At 71.4% G+C, this 16,086-nt stretch carries 17 protein-coding genes and 1 pseudogene; 8 read left to right on the top strand and 10 right to left on the bottom strand.

Features of this window, described 5'->3' with window-relative positions; all coding sequences use genetic code 11:
* Positions 1 to 7: 7 nt before the first annotated feature.
* From AC1UKG_RS11890 to AC1UKG_RS11865, 6 genes are all read right to left on the bottom strand, one after another.
* On the bottom strand, positions 8 to 1,732 hold the full coding sequence (locus AC1UKG_RS11890; RefSeq protein WP_482641760.1) for an RCC1 domain-containing protein: 1,725 nt from the start codon (positions 1,730 to 1,732) through the stop codon (positions 8 to 10).
* 232 nt (positions 1,733 to 1,964) lie between these two features.
* Positions 1,965 to 2,792, bottom strand: a complete 828-nt coding sequence (locus tag AC1UKG_RS11885) for a DUF72 domain-containing protein (RefSeq protein ID WP_482641916.1) — start codon at positions 2,790 to 2,792, stop codon at positions 1,965 to 1,967.
* A gap of 180 nt (positions 2,793 to 2,972) precedes the next feature.
* Positions 2,973 to 3,491: a hypothetical protein gene (locus AC1UKG_RS11880; RefSeq protein WP_018743008.1), complete on the bottom strand. Its 519-nt coding sequence runs from the start codon at positions 3,489 to 3,491 to the stop codon at positions 2,973 to 2,975.
* Positions 3,492 to 3,624: 133 nt separating this feature from the next.
* Positions 3,625 to 3,801: a hypothetical protein gene (locus AC1UKG_RS11875; RefSeq protein WP_018813577.1), complete on the bottom strand. Its 177-nt coding sequence runs from the start codon at positions 3,799 to 3,801 to the stop codon at positions 3,625 to 3,627.
* A gap of 61 nt (positions 3,802 to 3,862) precedes the next feature.
* Complete coding sequence (locus AC1UKG_RS11870; RefSeq protein WP_018743010.1) at positions 3,863 to 4,912, bottom strand: sensor histidine kinase; 1,050 nt, start codon at positions 4,910 to 4,912, stop codon at positions 3,863 to 3,865.
* On the bottom strand, positions 4,905 to 5,597 hold the full coding sequence (locus AC1UKG_RS11865) for a response regulator transcription factor (protein ID WP_018743011.1): 693 nt from the start codon (positions 5,595 to 5,597) through the stop codon (positions 4,905 to 4,907). Before AC1UKG_RS11865 ends, AC1UKG_RS11870 begins: the two co-directional genes overlap by 8 nt.
* Positions 5,598 to 5,752: 155 nt before the next feature.
* Here AC1UKG_RS11865 and AC1UKG_RS11860 point away from each other — a divergent pair, with 155 nt between their 5' ends.
* Positions 5,753 to 6,415 carry a GNAT family N-acetyltransferase gene (locus AC1UKG_RS11860; protein WP_482641759.1) on the top strand — a complete coding sequence of 221 codons (663 nt, stop codon included), beginning with the start codon at positions 5,753 to 5,755 and terminating at the stop codon, positions 6,413 to 6,415.
* A 421-nt stretch (positions 6,416 to 6,836) separates the two neighbouring features.
* Here the strand turns inward: AC1UKG_RS11860 and AC1UKG_RS11855 are convergent.
* Positions 6,837 to 7,263: pseudogene (locus AC1UKG_RS11855) on the bottom strand (glycoside hydrolase family 3 N-terminal domain-containing protein); the annotation flags it as partial.
* A 147-nt stretch (positions 7,264 to 7,410) separates the two neighbouring features.
* Here AC1UKG_RS11855 and AC1UKG_RS11850 point away from each other — a divergent pair.
* From AC1UKG_RS11850 to AC1UKG_RS11840, 3 genes are all read left to right on the top strand, one after another.
* Positions 7,411 to 8,586, top strand: coding sequence for an ROK family transcriptional regulator (locus AC1UKG_RS11850; protein ID WP_026271190.1), 1,176 nt, complete (start codon positions 7,411 to 7,413; stop codon positions 8,584 to 8,586).
* Positions 8,587 to 8,661: 75 nt separating this feature from the next.
* Positions 8,662 to 9,537 carry an ABC transporter ATP-binding protein gene (locus AC1UKG_RS11845; RefSeq protein WP_018743014.1) on the top strand — a complete coding sequence of 292 codons (876 nt, stop codon included), beginning with the start codon at positions 8,662 to 8,664 and terminating at the stop codon, positions 9,535 to 9,537.
* Positions 9,538 to 9,613: 76 nt separating this feature from the next.
* On the top strand, positions 9,614 to 10,510 hold the full coding sequence (locus AC1UKG_RS11840; protein ID WP_482641758.1) for a ribokinase: 897 nt from the start codon (positions 9,614 to 9,616) through the stop codon (positions 10,508 to 10,510).
* Positions 10,511 to 10,579: 69 nt separating this feature from the next.
* Here AC1UKG_RS11840 and AC1UKG_RS11835 read toward each other — a convergent pair whose 3' ends face one another.
* Together AC1UKG_RS11835 and AC1UKG_RS11830 are read right to left on the bottom strand one after the other, a co-directional pair.
* Positions 10,580 to 11,059, bottom strand: coding sequence for a DUF6232 family protein (locus AC1UKG_RS11835; protein WP_026271191.1), 480 nt, complete (start codon positions 11,057 to 11,059; stop codon positions 10,580 to 10,582).
* A gap of 81 nt (positions 11,060 to 11,140) precedes the next feature.
* Positions 11,141 to 11,656, bottom strand: a complete 516-nt coding sequence (locus AC1UKG_RS11830; RefSeq protein WP_018813582.1) for a DUF6232 family protein — start codon at positions 11,654 to 11,656, stop codon at positions 11,141 to 11,143.
* Positions 11,657 to 11,753: 97 nt separating this feature from the next.
* On the opposite strand from AC1UKG_RS11830, the gene AC1UKG_RS11825 reads away from it, so the two are divergent.
* Both AC1UKG_RS11825 and AC1UKG_RS11820 read left to right on the top strand, forming a co-directional pair.
* On the top strand, positions 11,754 to 12,527 hold the full coding sequence (locus AC1UKG_RS11825; protein ID WP_482641757.1) for an enoyl-CoA hydratase/isomerase family protein: 774 nt from the start codon (positions 11,754 to 11,756) through the stop codon (positions 12,525 to 12,527).
* A 72-nt stretch (positions 12,528 to 12,599) separates the two neighbouring features.
* On the top strand, positions 12,600 to 14,222 hold the full coding sequence (locus AC1UKG_RS11820) for an acetolactate synthase (RefSeq protein ID WP_482641756.1): 1,623 nt from the start codon (positions 12,600 to 12,602) through the stop codon (positions 14,220 to 14,222).
* Positions 14,223 to 14,228: 6 nt separating this feature from the next.
* Here AC1UKG_RS11820 and AC1UKG_RS11815 read toward each other — a convergent pair whose 3' ends face one another.
* On the bottom strand, positions 14,229 to 14,636 hold the full coding sequence (locus AC1UKG_RS11815) for a PLD nuclease N-terminal domain-containing protein (RefSeq protein ID WP_018743020.1): 408 nt from the start codon (positions 14,634 to 14,636) through the stop codon (positions 14,229 to 14,231).
* Positions 14,637 to 14,700: 64 nt separating this feature from the next.
* On the opposite strand from AC1UKG_RS11815, the gene AC1UKG_RS11810 reads away from it, so the two are divergent.
* Entirely contained in the window at positions 14,701 to 15,114 is a 414-nt protein-coding gene (locus AC1UKG_RS11810; RefSeq protein ID WP_018734223.1) for a hypothetical protein, read from the top strand.
* A gap of 181 nt (positions 15,115 to 15,295) precedes the next feature.
* Positions 15,296 to 16,075 (top strand): electron transfer flavoprotein subunit beta/FixA family protein, encoded by a 780-nt coding sequence (locus AC1UKG_RS11805; RefSeq protein ID WP_018743021.1) that lies wholly within the window; start codon positions 15,296 to 15,298, stop codon positions 16,073 to 16,075.
* Positions 16,076 to 16,086 lie beyond the last annotated feature (11 nt).

Raw genomic sequence — 16,086 nt, 5'->3', positions numbered from 1 at the left:
CTACTCGCTACTTCTGGTGGTGGCTGGACCGGTGTCGGCGGGTGAGGTAGATGAAGCTGGCACCGGCGAGGATGAGCAGGGTGGCGGTGGTGAGCAGGCTGGGCAGGCTGGCCCCGGTGATGGGTAGGTCGGGGTCGGTCGGGTCTGTGGGGTCGGTCGGCTCAGTGACGGCGACGGTGACGGGTTCGGACTGACTGTTGGGGCAGAGGCTGGTGGTGCTGGTGTAGTGGGCGGTGATGGTGTGGGTGCCGGCGGGGAGCCGGGTGGTGTAGGTGGCGGTGCTGTTGCTGTCCAGGCGCACGGTGGCGAGGTCGGTGTTGTTGTTGCGGAAGGTGATGCTGCCGGTCGCGGGCCCGGGGTCGCAGGTGACGGTGGCGGTGAGGGTGACGTCCTGATCCGTGGTCGGGTCCGGCGGCGAGACCTGCAGGCCCGTGGTGGAGGTCGCCTGGAGCGTGGGCAGGGCCAGGCTGTGGTTGCTGCCGACGGCGGCGGTGGTCAGGGTGCTGCCGGTGGGCAGGTTGACCGCGATGGGGGTGTTGCTGCTGCTGGCGATGCTGGGGTCGGGGGTGTCGTCGGTCTCGGCACCGAGCTGACCGAAGGAGTTGTCGCCCCAGGCGAGGGCGGTTTCGGCGTTGGTTGTCGCCACGGTGTGGTTGCTGTTGCTGGCGGCGATGGCGGTGAGTGTGGTGTCGGTGGGCAGGGTGACCTCGACCGGGGTGCCGCTGCTGGTGTTGTTCCCGTTGCCCAGCTGCCCCTGGGAGTTGTTCCCCCAGGCGGCGGCGGTGCCGTTGCCGAGTAACGCCACACTGTGGCGGTTGCCGGCGGCGACGGCGGTGACCTCGGTGCCTGGTATCAGGGCGACGTTGACCGGCGCCAGGGCGTCGTCGTTGGTCCCGTCCCCGAGCTGGCCCTGGGAGTTGTCTCCCCAGGCGAGGGCGGCGTTGTCGGAGGTTAACGCAAGGCTGTGGGCGGCGCCGCCGGCGATCGCGGTGAGCGTGGTGCCCGATGCCAGGGCGACGTTGCTCGGTTTGTTGGTGCTGTTGGTGCTCTCGTCCCCGAGCTGGCCCTGGGAGTTGTCCCCCCAGGCGAAGGCGCTGCCAGTGTCGGTCAGCGACAGGCTGTGGCTGTCGCCGGCGGCGATGGCGGTGGCCGTGGTGTCCGCGGGCAGGCCGACGGTGACGGGTGTGCTGGTGCTGTCGGTGCTCCCGTCGCCGAGCTGGCCGGAGGAGTTGCCGCCCCAGGCGAAGACGGTGCCACTGGAGGTCAACGCCAGACTGTGGACGTTGCCGGCGGCGATGGCGGTAACGTCGGTTCCGGCGGGTAGGGCTACCGCGACGGGGGTGTTGCTGCTGTTCGTGGTGCCGTCGCCGAGCTGGCCGGAGGAGTTCTCGCCCCAGGCGAGCAGGGTGCCGGTGTTGGTCAACGCCAGGCTGTGGGCGCCGCCGCCGGCGATGGCGGTGACCAGGGTGCCCGCGGGGAGGCTGACCTCGACCGGGACGGTGCTGTTGTCGTTGGTCCCGTTACCCAACTGTCCCTTGTCGCCCTCGCCCCAGGACAGGGCGGTGTCCGTCACGGCAGCGGCCGTCGGTGGCTTGTTCTGCGCGAACGCGGATGACACGACGACCGCCTGGGTGACCGTCACGGCCAGCGCGAGGGAGAGCCAGCCGGCGGCGGTGCGTCCCGTCTGTTGCCCTTCAACGCCTCGGCCGAGCCGTTGACCGATTCCTTGCATCGTGCATACCTCCAGCCGACGAATGACTGCTAATAGGGCAGAAGCCGCCATTAGCCACCCATACCCTGTGTAGGTAGAGATGCCTCTACCGCCAGGATCAACGCGTACCGGGCGTTAAGGGTGTCGGTCTGGGTAAAAGGACGATTGACGCGGCTTCCGCGCCGTGGGTCAGCGCTGGCGGCGGTGGCCGGAAAACGGCGGCACCCCGGAGGGGCCGCGCTCAGCGGCGGGCTCAGAAGAGCGTCAGTGGCTGCGCCGGAGCCGGTCGGGGTAGCGGCTCGAGCGCGGGGACGCGGGTGCGCACCTCGTCGTGGAAGCGGCGGGCGAGCACCGGGGCGTCGGCGTTGTCTGGGGTGTGGACGAAGAAGGTGGGCGAGCGGCCCTCGTGGAGCCAGTCGGCGACGGTGTCGACCCAGTGCTGCCAGCCCGCACCGGTCTGGTCGGGATCGTCCCGGCCGAGGTAACGGACGATCGGCCGGTCGGTCAGCGCCGCCGTGCGGAGTGGCATCCGTGGCTTCTTCGTCCAGGCATCCCGCTCCGCGTCGCTGGTTGGTGGGTAGGCAAAGAATGTGGTGGTGTCGAAGGGAATCCACTCGGTGTCGGTGGCGGCAAGCGTTCGCACCAACCTCTGGGTCGCGTGGGAGTCGACGAAGAACGCGGGATGGCGCACCTCGACCGCGTACCGGTGGGTCGGGGGAAGACGCTGCAGGAAGCGGGCGAGGGCAGCCACGTCGCCAGGGGTGAAAGAACCCGGCAGCTGGATCCAGAGGGCCTGCGCCCGGGGACCCAAGGGTTCGATCGCGTCGAGGAAGGCATGCAGCGGTGCGTCGACATCATCGAGCCGGCGCTCGTGCGTGACAACTCGGGGTAGCTTGAGCACGAACCCGAAACTCGGGTCGGTCTGCTGTGCCCAGGAGGAGACTGTCTCCCGGGAGGGGGTCGCGTAGAAGGTGGTGTTCCCTTCCACGGCCGTGCACCATCCGGCGTAGTGCCGCAGGCGTTCGGGTGCGGGTAGGGGGTGGGCCACCAGGCGCCCCTGCCACGCCTTGTGCGTCCACATCGCGCATCCCACCTGGAGTCGCACGCGGTATCCCTTTCGCCGAAACGCCGACAGCTGGGCTCGGCCCCGCTGGGCCCACGAGGCTGACGTACCGGCACCGGTCGCTGCGTCACGCGGGGCGGGCGGTGGGGTCGGGGCGACGCTCGCCGCCCGCGACCCCACCAGCCGGAGGCGAGCTGGTCAGTCTGGGGTGGGGAAGCCGTACCGGGCGGCGTGCTCCGGATCGGCCGGGTCGATCTGACGGACGCCGGAGTCGGCGAGGCGCTTGTTGACCTCGTCCAGCCGCTCCCGCACGAGCCGGGCCTCCTCCTCGGTGACCCGACCCCGGTGCGGTCGACCCGCGTGCTCGATCGTGCTGTAGTCGACCTTCTCGGCGGCGCGGCGTGTCTTCGGCGGACGAACCCGCTCGGCGGTCCGCAGTAGCTGCGCCATCGGTGTGTCGGTGGCCATCGCATCGAACTCGCTGGCGGTCAGGACGACCCGGCGTGGCTCGCCCCCGCCGTGGCTGTCGTGGATCTCAACGATCGCGACATCCAGGGCCGCGTCGTCGATGTTCTCCACCTCGGCGGGGGTGGCGTCCAACTGTACGGGCCCGGCAACCAGGTCCGGGTGCTCCAGGATGACCACCCGGGTGGCCTCGTCGTCGGGCTGGAGCACCCGGCCGCTGAAGTCAGAGACGCGGATCGTCTTCTTGCCCATGCGCGGAACTTCTCCTGTCGTAGGCCGGTCTGGAGGACCAGCAGACGTTACCCGACAGGTGTGCGAATGCCGGCGTCGGCTCGCCGGTGGTGCGTTGCTCCCCCGCGACGCCCTGGGTGGACCCGAGGGCTGGTCAGTGGGGGTTGGAGTAGCGGGTGGGTCGGCGGTTCAGCTCAACCCAGGTGAGCAGCGGCGAGGCGCGGTTGCCGCGGTGCGGTGGCTGGGCCGGGAAATGCTCCGCGGCAACCCAGGCGGTCGGCCAGAGTGCGCTGGAGTCATAGTGGCGGCGGTTCTGCGGCTGGTTCGGCATGACCCCACCATTTCAGGTAATGGTGTACGTCTATTGAATAAAGTGGTAACAATCGATGGGCTTAGGCGGTTCCCGGAAGGGGTAGCCGGACCTCGAACCGACACCCACCGGTGGTGTTGCGGACCTGTACCCGGCCGCCGTGCGCCTCGACCAATCCGCGTACGATCGCCAGTCCCAGCCCCCCGGAGCTGGTTGGTTCCCCAGCGCTGGTCGATCCCCCGGTGCTGGGGCAGGGGGTGCGGGCCCGCTCGCCGCGGAAGGCGACCTCGAAGACGCGGGGCAAGTCCTCCTCCGGGATGCCGCCGCAGGTGTCCGCGACCGCCAGCCAGGCGCAGTCGGTATCCGCCCCGGCCTCGACCCGGACGGTCCCCTCCGACGGCGTGTAGCGGACGGCATTGAGCAGGAGGTTCCCCACCACCCGGGCCAGCTCGGGCTCACTGGCCAGTACGGTGGGCCAGCCCGAGTCGGGTGCCAGCAGGCGCACCCGGCAGGCGGCCGCCAGCGGTGCGGCGCTGGCGACGGCGTCCGACACGACATCGCCCAGGGGTACCGCCGACAGGGTTAGGCGCAGGGCGCCGGCGTTGATCCGGGAGAGCTCGAAGAGATCGTCCACCAGCCGGGTCATCCGATCGGTCTCCACCCGGATCCGGCGGTGGTACTCGCTCACCGACGCGGGATCGTTGACCACCCGGTCCTCCAGCGCCTCCGCCATCGCCCGCAGCCCGGCCAACGGGGTTCGCAGGTCGTGCGAAACCCAGGCGACGAGGTCCCGCCGACCCTGTTCGATCTGGCGTTCACGCTGCCGGGCCTGGTCCGCCCAGACCGCGGCGGCGGCCAGGCGGCGCCCGAAGAGCCAGCCGACCGTGAGGCTCACCAGAGCCGCCGCCGCCACCGTGATCAGCACCACGTTCCGGTCATGCGGGGAGAGGAACATCTGGTCGGCGACCACGGCCACCGCGGCCACCATCGCGGTCACCGTGACGACCAGCAGGGTGACGATGTGTACTGTCACCGAGCGTTCGCGCAGCAGGCGCAGGGTGAGCGCGCCGGCCGCGCCGACGCAGAGCGCTGGACCGAGCGCGAACGCGAAGATCAGCGCCAGGTCACCCATCGGTCGGCTCATATCGGTAGCCGACGCCCCAGACCGTTACGATTCGGCGGGGGTTGGCCGGATCGGCCTCCACCTTTTCCCGTAGCCGGCGAACATGGACGGTCACCGTCGACTGGTCGCCGAAGTTCCAGCCCCACACCCGCTCCAGCAGCTCGGCCCGGCCCAACGCCCGGGCGGGGTGTCGCATCAGGTACGCCAGCAGGTCGAACTCGCGCACGGTGAGGGTGAGTTCGTGGCCGTGCAGCCGGGCCACGCGGGGGCCGGTCTCGACCACGAGCGCGTCGTCGCGGAGCACGGTGGCCGGTGCTGTCCGCGGCGCATCGCTGCGCCGCAGCACCGACCCGACGCGTAGCACCAACTCCCGGGGCGAGAACGGCTTGCCGAGGTAGTCATCCGCACCAAGCTGCAGGCCGAGGACACGGTCAGCCTCGTCGCCGCGCGCGGTGAGCATGATGATCGGCACCCCGCCCGGCTTGGCCCGCAGCCGCCGGCACACCTCCAAGCCGTCGAGCCCGGGCAGCATCAGATCCAGCACCACCAGGTCCGGCGGTTCGGCGGCGACCGCGGCAAGCGCCGAGTCGCCATCGCCGACGTGCCGCACCTGGTAGCCGGCGTGTACCAGGTAGCGACAGACCACGTCACTGACTGTTCGGTCGTCGTCCACGACCAGTACCCGTTGTGTCACCGGGCCTCCCTCGTCGTGCCCAGCGTAGCCGTGACGATCAGCTTAAGATCTTGCGAGGCGGTTACAGTCGTCGCCAGCGACGGTGGCCCGTGACCCGTGGGGCACCCCAGACGCTGTGCGTACGGCGCGCGACGCGCAGACCTCGGAGGAGGGTGATGGGCAGCCGGCGGCTCCACCTGCACCTGACCACCTGGCTGGGGCAGTGGCCGGCTGGTCCGGGTCGGCACGTGGTCGCCGCCCGGCGTCGGGCCCAGCCCGCCTGGGACGGTCGGCTCCGGCCGGCGATCGCCGTCTCCGCCGGGGAGCACCAGGTGCTCTCCGTGGCGCCGGAGCGGGTCGCCGCCGTCCGGGAACTGGCCCAGGGCTCGTCCCGGCGGCTCCTCGCCGGCCTGCCGGCGGCTGTCGGTCACCCCGACTGGGTGGTGCACGACGACGTGTTTCGGTGGACCGAGGACCCCGCACCGCTGCCGGAGGTCGGTGAGTGGATCCCGCCGACCTCGCCCGGCCTGCCGCCCTGGCTCCGGCTGTTCGACCGGCCGGTGCTGGTGGTACGCGATGCCCGCGGCCGCTACCAGGCCGGGGTCGGCGTCAAGTGGCATGACGCGTACGGCGGGGAGCTGGCGGTGGGCACCGTCCCGGCAGCCCGGGGGCGGGGGTTGGCCCGTCGGCTCGTCGCCCAGGCGGCGCGCAGTGTCCTCGCCGGGGGGGCGGTACCGACGTACCTGCACAGCCGGCGAAACGCGGCGTCGGCCCGGGTGGCCGAGGCGGCCGGGTTCCCCGACCGGGGCTGGCGGTCGTTCGGGGTCTACCCGGGCTGAATTTCGCGCGCGACCGCACCAGGACAGAGACGAGGCGGCGGCCGGCTCGTGCCGCCGCGAGTGGGGAGGGCGCGGACCGGAGCTCCCGGGCCGGAACCCCGGTCCGCGTCCTTCCCCCAGGCCCCCGCTGGCCGCCCGAGGGCGGATCGCCGGATGCAGCTGTAACGCTACGTATTTGGCGGCGGGTAGGCAAGGGCGATCCGAGGTGTTGGTGTGTCGAAAACTGGACTTTGACCTGCGGTAAGAGGTGCACGACCGGCTGTAGCGGGCGGTAACGGAGCGTACTAGGTGTGTTCGGTGGGTCAGCCCGAGGAACTCGGCGGCGGCGCGGCCGTTGGCGTGGCTGGCGCCGTACGTGGTGACGAAGGCGCGTACCCCCGATGGCCGCCACGACCCGGGCCAGCTATCTCGACCACCACCACCGGGTGCCGGCGGCGACCACCGCCGCGAACGGCGGTAGGTCCCGCCGGCGGAGGAGCGTCAGCGGGGCATCGATCGTGGGTGGTTCGTGGTGGGAGTCCACGACCGTGGCGCCGTGGCCGGGGAAGTGCGTGGCGCAGGCGGCCATCCGGTCCGGGTCGCGACCGAAGGAGCGGGTGCCGATCACCGGGTTCTCGTCGGCGCTGTTCACATCAACGGCCGGGGCGAGGTTGACGGTGATGCCGAGGGTGGCCAACTCCGTCCCGATGGCCTCGTGGGCACGTCGGGTCAGCGCCCCGTCGCCGATCGCCCCGAGTGCGGCGTTGCCGGGGTACGGGCTTGCGGTCGTGTGCGCGAGGCGGGTGACGTCTCCGCTCTCCCCACTGTGGTGGGACCGGGCCCGGATAGGCGGCGAGCAGGGTGCCCAGCGCGAGGCGGCGAACACCTGGCCGACCCCATGTGCTCTCCTGTCTCCCTGTCGATACGGTCGATTACCCGCTCCGTTGGTGGTCGTTACGCTACGGTTACCTCTTTCGTCGTTGCGTGTGGCTGGTTATGAAATCTCGAGGACTGGCATGACTATGACCCGGCTCCCCGGCACCCCCCGCCTGTTACGAGCGCTCAATGACCGCGCGGCGCTGGAGCTGCTGCTGGAGCAGGGCCCGCTGACCCGAGCGCGGCTGGGCGAACTGACCGGTCTGTCCAAGGTGACCGCATCCCAGTTGGTCGAGCGGCTCGAGGAGCGGGGGCTGGTCGCCCGGGTCGGTGAGCAGGCGGGCGGGCGGGGTCCGAACGCCCAGCTGTACGCCGTCCGGCCGGGCAGCGCCCACGTGGTGGGGGTGGACTTCGGGGCCGCGCGGGTGGTCGCCGCCTGTGCGGACATCACCGGGACGGTGGTCGGCCGCTCGGTGCAGTCAACCGTCGATACCGACGACCCGGTCAGCGTGGTGCACAACGCGGTCGTAACGGCCGCGAACAGCGCCGAGGCGCCGCTGTCGACCGTACGCCGGGTCGTCCTGGGCGCCCCCGGTCTCGTCGACCCGACCAGTGGTGACATCACCTTCGCGTTCAATCTGCCGCGGTGGCACGCCGGCGTGCTCGGCGCGCTTCGGGACGACCTGCGCACCCCCGTGGTCTTCGAGAACGACGTCAACCTGGTGGCGATGGCCGAGGCACGGTCGGGAGCGGCGCAGGGCGTGGCGGACTTCGTCCTGGCCTGGGTGGATGCCGGAATCGGTCTGGCGATCGTCATCGGCGGGCGGCTGCACCACGGCAGCACCGGTGCCGCCGGGGAGATCGGCTGGCTGCCGGTGCCCGGGGTGCCGATCCCGCGTGCCGCTGCCCTTCGCACGGAGCCCGCGTTCCAGCAGCTCGTCGGCGGGGAGGCGGTTCGCGCGCTCGCCCGGGAGCACGGGTATCCCGACGATACGGCGGCCGGTGGGGTCTCCGCCGCGGTCGCTGCCGGCGCGACAGGTGCCCCGATGCTGGACGAGCTGGCCCGCCGGCTCGCGCTCGGCGTGACGAGTACCTGTGTGGTGTTGGATCCGCCGCTGGTGGTCCTGGCTGGTGCGGTCGGCCGGGCCGGCGGGGCGGCGTTGGCCGAGAGAGTGCAGCGGGAGGTGGCGGCGATCGCTCTGGTGCGGCCGCGGGTGGTGTCGACCGGGCTGACCGAGGAGCCGATTCTGCGCGGCGCGCTGCACACCGCCCTGGAGGCGGCTCGGGACGAGGTGTTCGGTTCGACGACGAGCTGAGCGGCGGGACGGTGGGGTTGGCCGACGCTTCGACGGTGACCGCGCTTCGCTCCGGTAGCTCCTTCGGGGGCCCGGGTGTGGCTCACCGGTGCGTGGTTGGATGGAGCCGTGACTGGTGCCCTGATCCCCGGCCCCTCCGGTGCCGCCGCCGCCCCCGCCTCCGTGGACGCGGATCTGGTGGTCAGCCTCGACGGTGTGACCGTGCGCCGCGCCGGTGCGGCCCTGCTGCACGACCTTGACTGGCAGGTCGAGTTGGACGAGCGCTGGGTGGTGCTCGGTCCCAACGGTGCCGGCAAGACCACATTGCTCAACCTGGCCGGCGCTCGACTGCACCCGAGCGCCGGGCTCGCCCATGTGTTGGGCGAGCAGCTCGGTCGTACCGACCTGACCGAGCTGCGGACGCGGATCGGGCTCTCCACCGCAGCCCTCGCTGAGCGCATCCCCACCGAGGAACGGGTCGTGGACGTGGTGGTGACCGCGTCCTGGTCCGTGGTGGGTCGTTGGCGAGAGGAGTACGACAGCGGCGACGAGTCCCGGGCCCGAGCCCTGCTCGGCCAGCTCGGCGTCGGAGACCTCGCCGACCGCCGGTACGGCAGCCTCTCCGAGGGTGAGCGTAAGCGGGTACAGATCGCCCGGGCGCTGATGACCGACCCGGAGCTGTTGCTGCTCGACGAGCCCGCCGCCGGGCTTGACCTGGGGGGCCGCGAAGGGCTGGTGGCCCGGCTCGCGGAGTTGGCGTCGGACCCGGATGCCCCGGCGTTGGTGCTGGTCACCCACCATGTGGAGGAGATCCCGCCCGGCTTCACCCACGCGCTGCTGCTGCGCGACGGGGACGTGGTGGCGCAGGGCCTGCTGACTGATGTCCTCACCGGGGACAATCTCAGCAAGACGTTCGGGCTGCACCTGGTGGTGGAGCGACACGGCGACCGCTACACCGCCCGTGCCGGTTGAGGCGCGGCGTGGCTCGCGTCAGGCCGTGACCGGGTAGGGAATCCACAGCCCCAACCCGTACCATCGGAGGTGCTCAATGCCACAGACCCGGGTGGTCGTCCTGGGTAGCGCCAACATGGACCTCGTGGCGACCGCTGCGGCGCTGCCTCGACCGGGGGAGACGCTGCTCGGCGCGGACTTCGTCATGGTTCCGGGTGGCAAGGGCGCCAACCAGGCCATCGCGGCAGCGCGGGCCGGCGCGGCCTGCACGTTCCTCGGCGCCATCGGCTCCGACGCTTTCGGCGTCACCCTGCGTGCGCGCATCACCGCGGCGGGAGTGGACACCGGTCAGCTGCGGGTCATGTACGGCGCCTCCGGGGTCGCCCTGGTGATGGTGAACGTCGAGGGAGAGAACGCCATCGTGGTCAGTCCCGGCGCCAATGCCACGATGACTGGGCTGACCGAGCCGGAACTGACCGCCGTACGGGAAGCGGATGTGCTGGTCGCCCAGTTGGAGATCCCGGTGGAGACCGTTACCGAGGCGGCGGTGGCGGCGCGTGCGGCCGGGACTCGCGTGGTGCTCAACGCCGCGCCCGCCCGGACCGTGCCGCCGGAGCTCTTCGCCGCCACCGACGTGTTGGTGGTCAATGAGAGCGAGGCGCAGACGTTCACCGGCCACGGTCGGGACAAGCCAGAGGCCCTGCTGGAGCTGACGCCCCGGGCGGTGCTCACCCTCGGCGTCTCCGGCGCCTGGTACGGCGACCGGGATGGCGGTCGGGCGTACGTGCCGGCGGTGCCGGTCGAGACCGTTGACTCGACGGCGGCCGGGGACGCGTTCTCGGCCGCGCTCGCGGTTGGCTGGGGGGAGGGGCGCGACCTGGTGGACGCGGCGCGGTGGGCGACGGGCGCCGGCGCCGCGTGTGTTCGGCGGCTCGGCGCTTCGGTGGCGTTGCCCCGCCGGGACGAGATCGACGAGCTGTACCGGCCGGGCTGACTCTTGCGCACCGCGGCCCAGGGCGGGTGGTGGCGGTGGCAGCCTGGGCGGGATGCTCTGGTCGCCAGGTCACCGGTCGTAGGTCTGCTGTTCGACAGCGCGCTGCACGGCGCGGTAGATCTGGCCGAACCGGAGGGCGTCCGGCGTGCGCAGGAGCAGTAGCTCGCGGCCCTGTGCCTGCACCCACAGCTCGTGTACGCGGTTTCCCCGCTCGTAGGAGCGGTCGAGCCAGCCGAGCGGGATCTCCAGGAAGGGCGCCACGGCCAGCGCGAGTAGCAGGCACCCGGCGAGGGTGAGCAGCACCGGCAGCCAGCCTCGCTCCGGCGCCGACCAGACCAGCGAGAGTGCGCAGACCACCGCCGCCAGGGGCGGCAACGACAACAGCAGCACCAGGACACTGCGGCTGAGTAGCCGCCCGCGGACGGCGAGGGTGGTTCGCCCCTTCGTGTGCCAGACGTACCTGATCTCGGCTATCGGCACCCGGAGCCCGCCCGACCGGATCGCCTCGGAGGTCACCTGCACCGCGTCGTCCCGGTAATAGAGGGTCATCATTAACTCTAACCGGGGGGTCGGTGGGTGCGGGTCGGTCCGATCGGGCCGGCGTCCGGCGCTACTCCGGCACCGGGGCCGCTATGGGCTGGTGGCGCGGGAGCGGTCCGATCTCGCCGCCGGGTGCGGTGGTCGGGGAGCTGGCTGGCTGGCTTCGATGGCGCGCTGCAGGGCTCGGTAGATCTGCCCGAACCGCAGCGCGTCCGCGGTCGCCAGCAGCAGCATCGGCCGGCCCTGCCACCGGATCCAGATCTCCCGCCGGCGGCTGCCCCGGGCGTACGAGCGGTCCAGGTGTTCGAAGAGGAAGTCGGCGACCGGCCCGACCGCGAGCCCGACCAGCACCGAGGCGCCGATGATGGCGATGGTGATGGTGGGGGAGCGGCCGAGCCAGAGCGCCAGCACGATGCCCGCCACCGCCGCGACCAGCGGAACGGCCAGGGCCGCGCCGATCGCGCCGCGGCCGGCCAACACGCGCCAGGAGCGGCTGCCGCGGTGGTGCCACGCGGCGCTGATCTCGGCCAGGGGGAAGGTCTGGTCCATCACCTGCACAGTTGTGGAGGTGATCCGTATCGATTTGTCGTCGTAATGCGTGACCATCTCGGAACTCCCGGTGCCAGGGCTGGCGCCAGACTACGGCCCCAGCGGCGGGGCCGTAAGGTTGGCACGCTACTTCGACGAGGAAGTGAGGGACAGCGTGGGCGAGTTCGTGCGGCTGGAGATCAAGGACGGGATCGGCACCATTCGACTGGAGCGGCCGCCGATGAATGCGCTGAACACCCAGGTGCAGGAGGAGTTGCGCGCCGCGGCGACCCAGGCGGGTGGCGACCCGGCCGTCCGCGCGGTCATCGTGTACGGCGGGGATCGGGTCTTCGCCGCCGGCGCGGACATCAAGGAGATGGCCGATATGTCCTACGTGGACATGGCCGAGCGGGCGGTCGCGCTCTCCAGCGCGCTGGGGGCGATCGCCCAGATCCCCAAGCCGGTGGTCGCCGCGATCACCGGGTACGCCCTCGGCGGCGGCTGCGAGCTGGCCCTCGCCTGTGACTGGCGGGTGGTGGCCGAGGACGCCAAGCTCGGCCAGCCGGAGATCAAGCTCGGCGTCATTCCCGGCGCCGGTGGCACCCAGCGCCTGGCCCGCCTGGTCGGCCCGGCCCGTGCCAAGGATCTGATCATGTCGGGCCGGATGGTGGACGCGCCGGAGGCGCTCCGGATTGGGCTGGCCGACCGGGTGGCCCCCGCCGCCGGGGTCTACGCGGCTGCGGTGGCCCTGGTGCAGCCGTACCTGACCGGGCCGGTGCAGGCCCTGCGCGCGGCGAAGCTGGCGGTCGACGGTGGCCTGGAGATGGATCTGACCTCCGGTCTGGCCTGGGAGAGCCAGCTCTTCGCGGCGCTGTTCGCCACCGACGACCGGCGGGAGGGCATGGCGGCCTTCGTGGCGAAGCGCAAGCCGGACTTCACCGGACGTTGATCCGAGGCGTTCCCATTCCGGCTACCGCTGGGTAGCGTATGCCCGGACCTTCCGCGGGCAGGGGAGCTGGTCATGTCGGAGCGGATCGAGGGGCACGGCGGGGCGCTCGCGCTGGCGGCGCTGCGGGCACACGGGGTGCGGGAGATGTTCACCCTCTCCGGTGGGCACGTCTTCCCGCTCTACGACGCCGCGCACCAGCTCGGGTTTCCGATCTATGACGTCCGGCACGAGCAGTCGGCGGTCTTCGCCGCCGAGGCGGTCGCGAAGCTGCAGCGCCGCCCCGGCCTCGCCGTACTGACTGCCGGACCGGGCGTCACCAACGGCATCTCCGGGCTGACCAGCTCCTTGTTCAACGCATCACCGATCCTGGTGCTCGGTGGGCGAGCACCACAGTTTCGGTGGGGGGCGGGTAGCCTTCAGGAGCTGGATCACCTGCCGTTGGTCACCCCGGTGACGAAGCACGCCGAGACGGTGTGGCGCCCCGAGGACATCCCGCACGTGGTGAGTGGCGCGTTGACCACGGCGCTCACCCCGCATCGTGGCCCGGTCTTTGTGGACCTCCCCCTGGAGGTGGCCTTCGCGGTGGCCGACGCCGAGCTGCCCGCCGTCGCTCCGATCGCCCCGATCGAGGCGGACCCGGCGGAGGTGGCGAAGGCCGCCGACCTGATCGCCCACGGTCAGCGCCCCGTGCTCATCGCCGGCTCCGACGTCTACGCCGGCGCTGCTGTTGACGCGCTGCGCGCGGCGGCCGAGGCCCTCTCGGTGCCGGTCTTCGCCAACGGCATGGGCCGGGGCGCGCTACCGCCGGAGCACCCGCTCGCCTTTGCCAAGTCTCGCCGGGTGGCGTTGCAGCAGGCCGACGTGGTGGTCGTCGTCGGCACACCGCTGGACTTCCGGCTCAACTTCGGCGACTTCGGCGCCGCGGCGGTGGTGCACGTCGTGGACGCGCCGGGTCAGCGTGCCGGGCACCGCCAGCCGGCCGCCGCACCCGCCGGCGACCTGCGACTGATCCTGTCCGCCTTCGCCGACCACCCCGGCGACCGCACCGACCACACGGAGTGGGTCGCCGAGTTGCGTGCCGCCGAGGATGCTGCCCGTACCCGTGACGCCGCGGAGATGGCCGCGGAGACCGACCCGATCCGGCCCGCCCGGGTCTACGGCGAGCTGCGCCGGGTACTGGCCCGGGACGCGATCACCATTGGCGACGGTGGCGACTTCGTCTCGTACGCGGGTCGGTACCTGGAGCCCGCCCAGCCCGGTACCTGGCTCGACCCCGGTCCGTACGGCTGCCTCGGCACCGGGATGGGCTACGCCATGGGTGCTCGGGTTACCCACCCCGACCGGCAGATCTGCGTACTGATGGGGGACGGTGCGGCCGGCTTCTCCCTGCTGGACGTGGAGTCGTTGGTCCGCCAGCGATTGCCGGTGGTGATCGTCGTCGGTAACAACGGCATCTGGGGGCTGGAGAAGCATCCGATGCGGGCACTGTACGGCTACGACGTGGCCGCCGACCTCCAGCCGGAGCTCCGTTACGACCAGGTGGTCCAGGCGTTGGGTGGTGCGGGCGAGACCGTGACGAAGGCCGCCGACCTGGGGGCGGCGCTGCGGCGGGCCTTCGCGGCCGGGGTGCCGTATCTGGTCAACGTGGTGACCGACCCGGGGGACGCGTATCCCCGGTCGTCGAGTCTCGCCTGAGGCGGGTCAGGCGTCCGGTCGCTTCTGCTCGCCGTCCCGGCGACGAAGATCGTCCTCGCGGCGGCGCAGGTCCTCCTCCCAACGGCGGAAGAGCTCCCGGTCGGCCTGGCTCTGGGTGCGTTCCTCGACCGAGCGGAGAAACTCGGGGTCGTCGTCCGGGGCGATCGGGCGGCGCCGGCGCCCGGCGAGACCGTTGCCGACCGGCCGTCCGGCCCCGGGCTGACCGACTCTGGACTCGCGGCCGGCGACGAACCAGGCGATCGAGCCGACCAGCGGGAAGAAGAGGATGACCAGCACCCAGGCGATCCGGGGCAGGGCGCGGATGTCGCCCTCCTCGGCCGAGAGGCAGCTGATCAACGCGACGACGGCGAGGACGACCTGAGCGAGGAAGAGGAGAACGTACAGCCGAGCCATGACACCATCATGACGTACCCGTGGTTGTTGCCACACCCCACGGCGGGCGCGACATTTACACTCCGTGATCATGGAGCAGCGGTTGACGGCCGAGGAGCGGCTGACCCTCAAGACGGGCGCCTTCGGCGCGGTCGTCCTCGTGTCAAATGTGGAGCCCGGTGTGCTGGCACTGGTCCGGGAGAGCTTCGCCGCCTCCGCCGCGCTGGCTGACTCCAGTGGGGTGGTCAAGGCGGTGCTGACCAGTGGTCCCCTGCCCCGGCTGCCGCGCGATTCGGAGCTCGAGATCGAGTCTGTGGTGCTTCCGGCGTTGACCCGGGCGGTGGCGATCCTGCGGGAGAAGTCTCCGCAGGACGTGCGGACCTACCGGGAGGTGGTGTTGGCCGCCGCCGACCAGGCGGCCGGGGCGCACCGGGGGGTCACCCCGCAGGAGACAGCGATGATCGAGCGCATCCGGGGTGCGTTGGTGGAGCCGGCCTGAGCCACGCTCGGTGAGCTGTGTCACCATACGGGCTCCAGAGCTGGAAGCTACTTGTGGGTAACATGGTGTCGTGGGCAACCGCACAGCGTCCGCGGTTGACCGCGCGTTGAGTTACGCGGGAGGCTGCGCCCCAGACCGGGCGAGCGAATCGCACCACATACAGGAGGGTCGTCGAAGCGCGATGAATATCGTCGTACTCGTCAAGCAGGTGCCCGATTCGGGCGCGGACCGCAACCTGCGTACTGACGACAACACCGTCGACCGCGGTTCGGCGAACAACGTCATCAACGAGATGGACGAGTACGCCATCGAGGAGGCGTTGAAGATCAAGGAGGCGCACGGCGGCGAGGTCACCATCCTGACCATGGGGCCCGACCAGGCGACCGAGTCGATCCGCAAGGCGCTCTCCATGGGGCCGGACAAGGCCGTACACGTCCTGGACGACGCCCTGGCCGGGTCCTGCGCGGTGGCCACCTCCAAGGTGCTCGGCGCCGCGCTCGGGCAGCTGAACGCCGATCTGGTGCTCTGCGGTGCCGAGTCCACCGACGGCCGGGTCCAGGTCCTGCCGCACATGATCGCCGAGCGGCTCGGCATCGCCGCGCTGACCGGCGCTCGGAAGCTCACCGTTGACGGCGGCACGCTCACCATCGAGCGGCAGACCGAGGAGGGCTACGAGGTGGTCACCGCCGAAACCCCCGCGGTGGTCTCCGTCTGGGACACCATCAACGAGCCGCGCTACCCCTCCTTCAAGGGCATCATGGCCGCCAAGAAGAAGCCGGTGCAGACCCTGCCCCTGGGTGACCTCGGTGTCGCCCCGGCCGAGGTGGGCCACGCCGGCGCGACCAGCGCCGTGCTGGAGCACAGCAAGCGACCGCCGCGCTCCAGCGGCACGAAGGTCACCGACGAGGGCGCCGGCGGCACGCAGCTGGTCGAGTTCCTCGCCACCGAGAAGTTCGTGTGAGAGCAGGTCTG

This window comes from Salinispora sp. CH2A1_6 (genome assembly GCF_056820975.1).
This window is presented reverse-complemented; position numbering and strand designations above follow the sequence as displayed.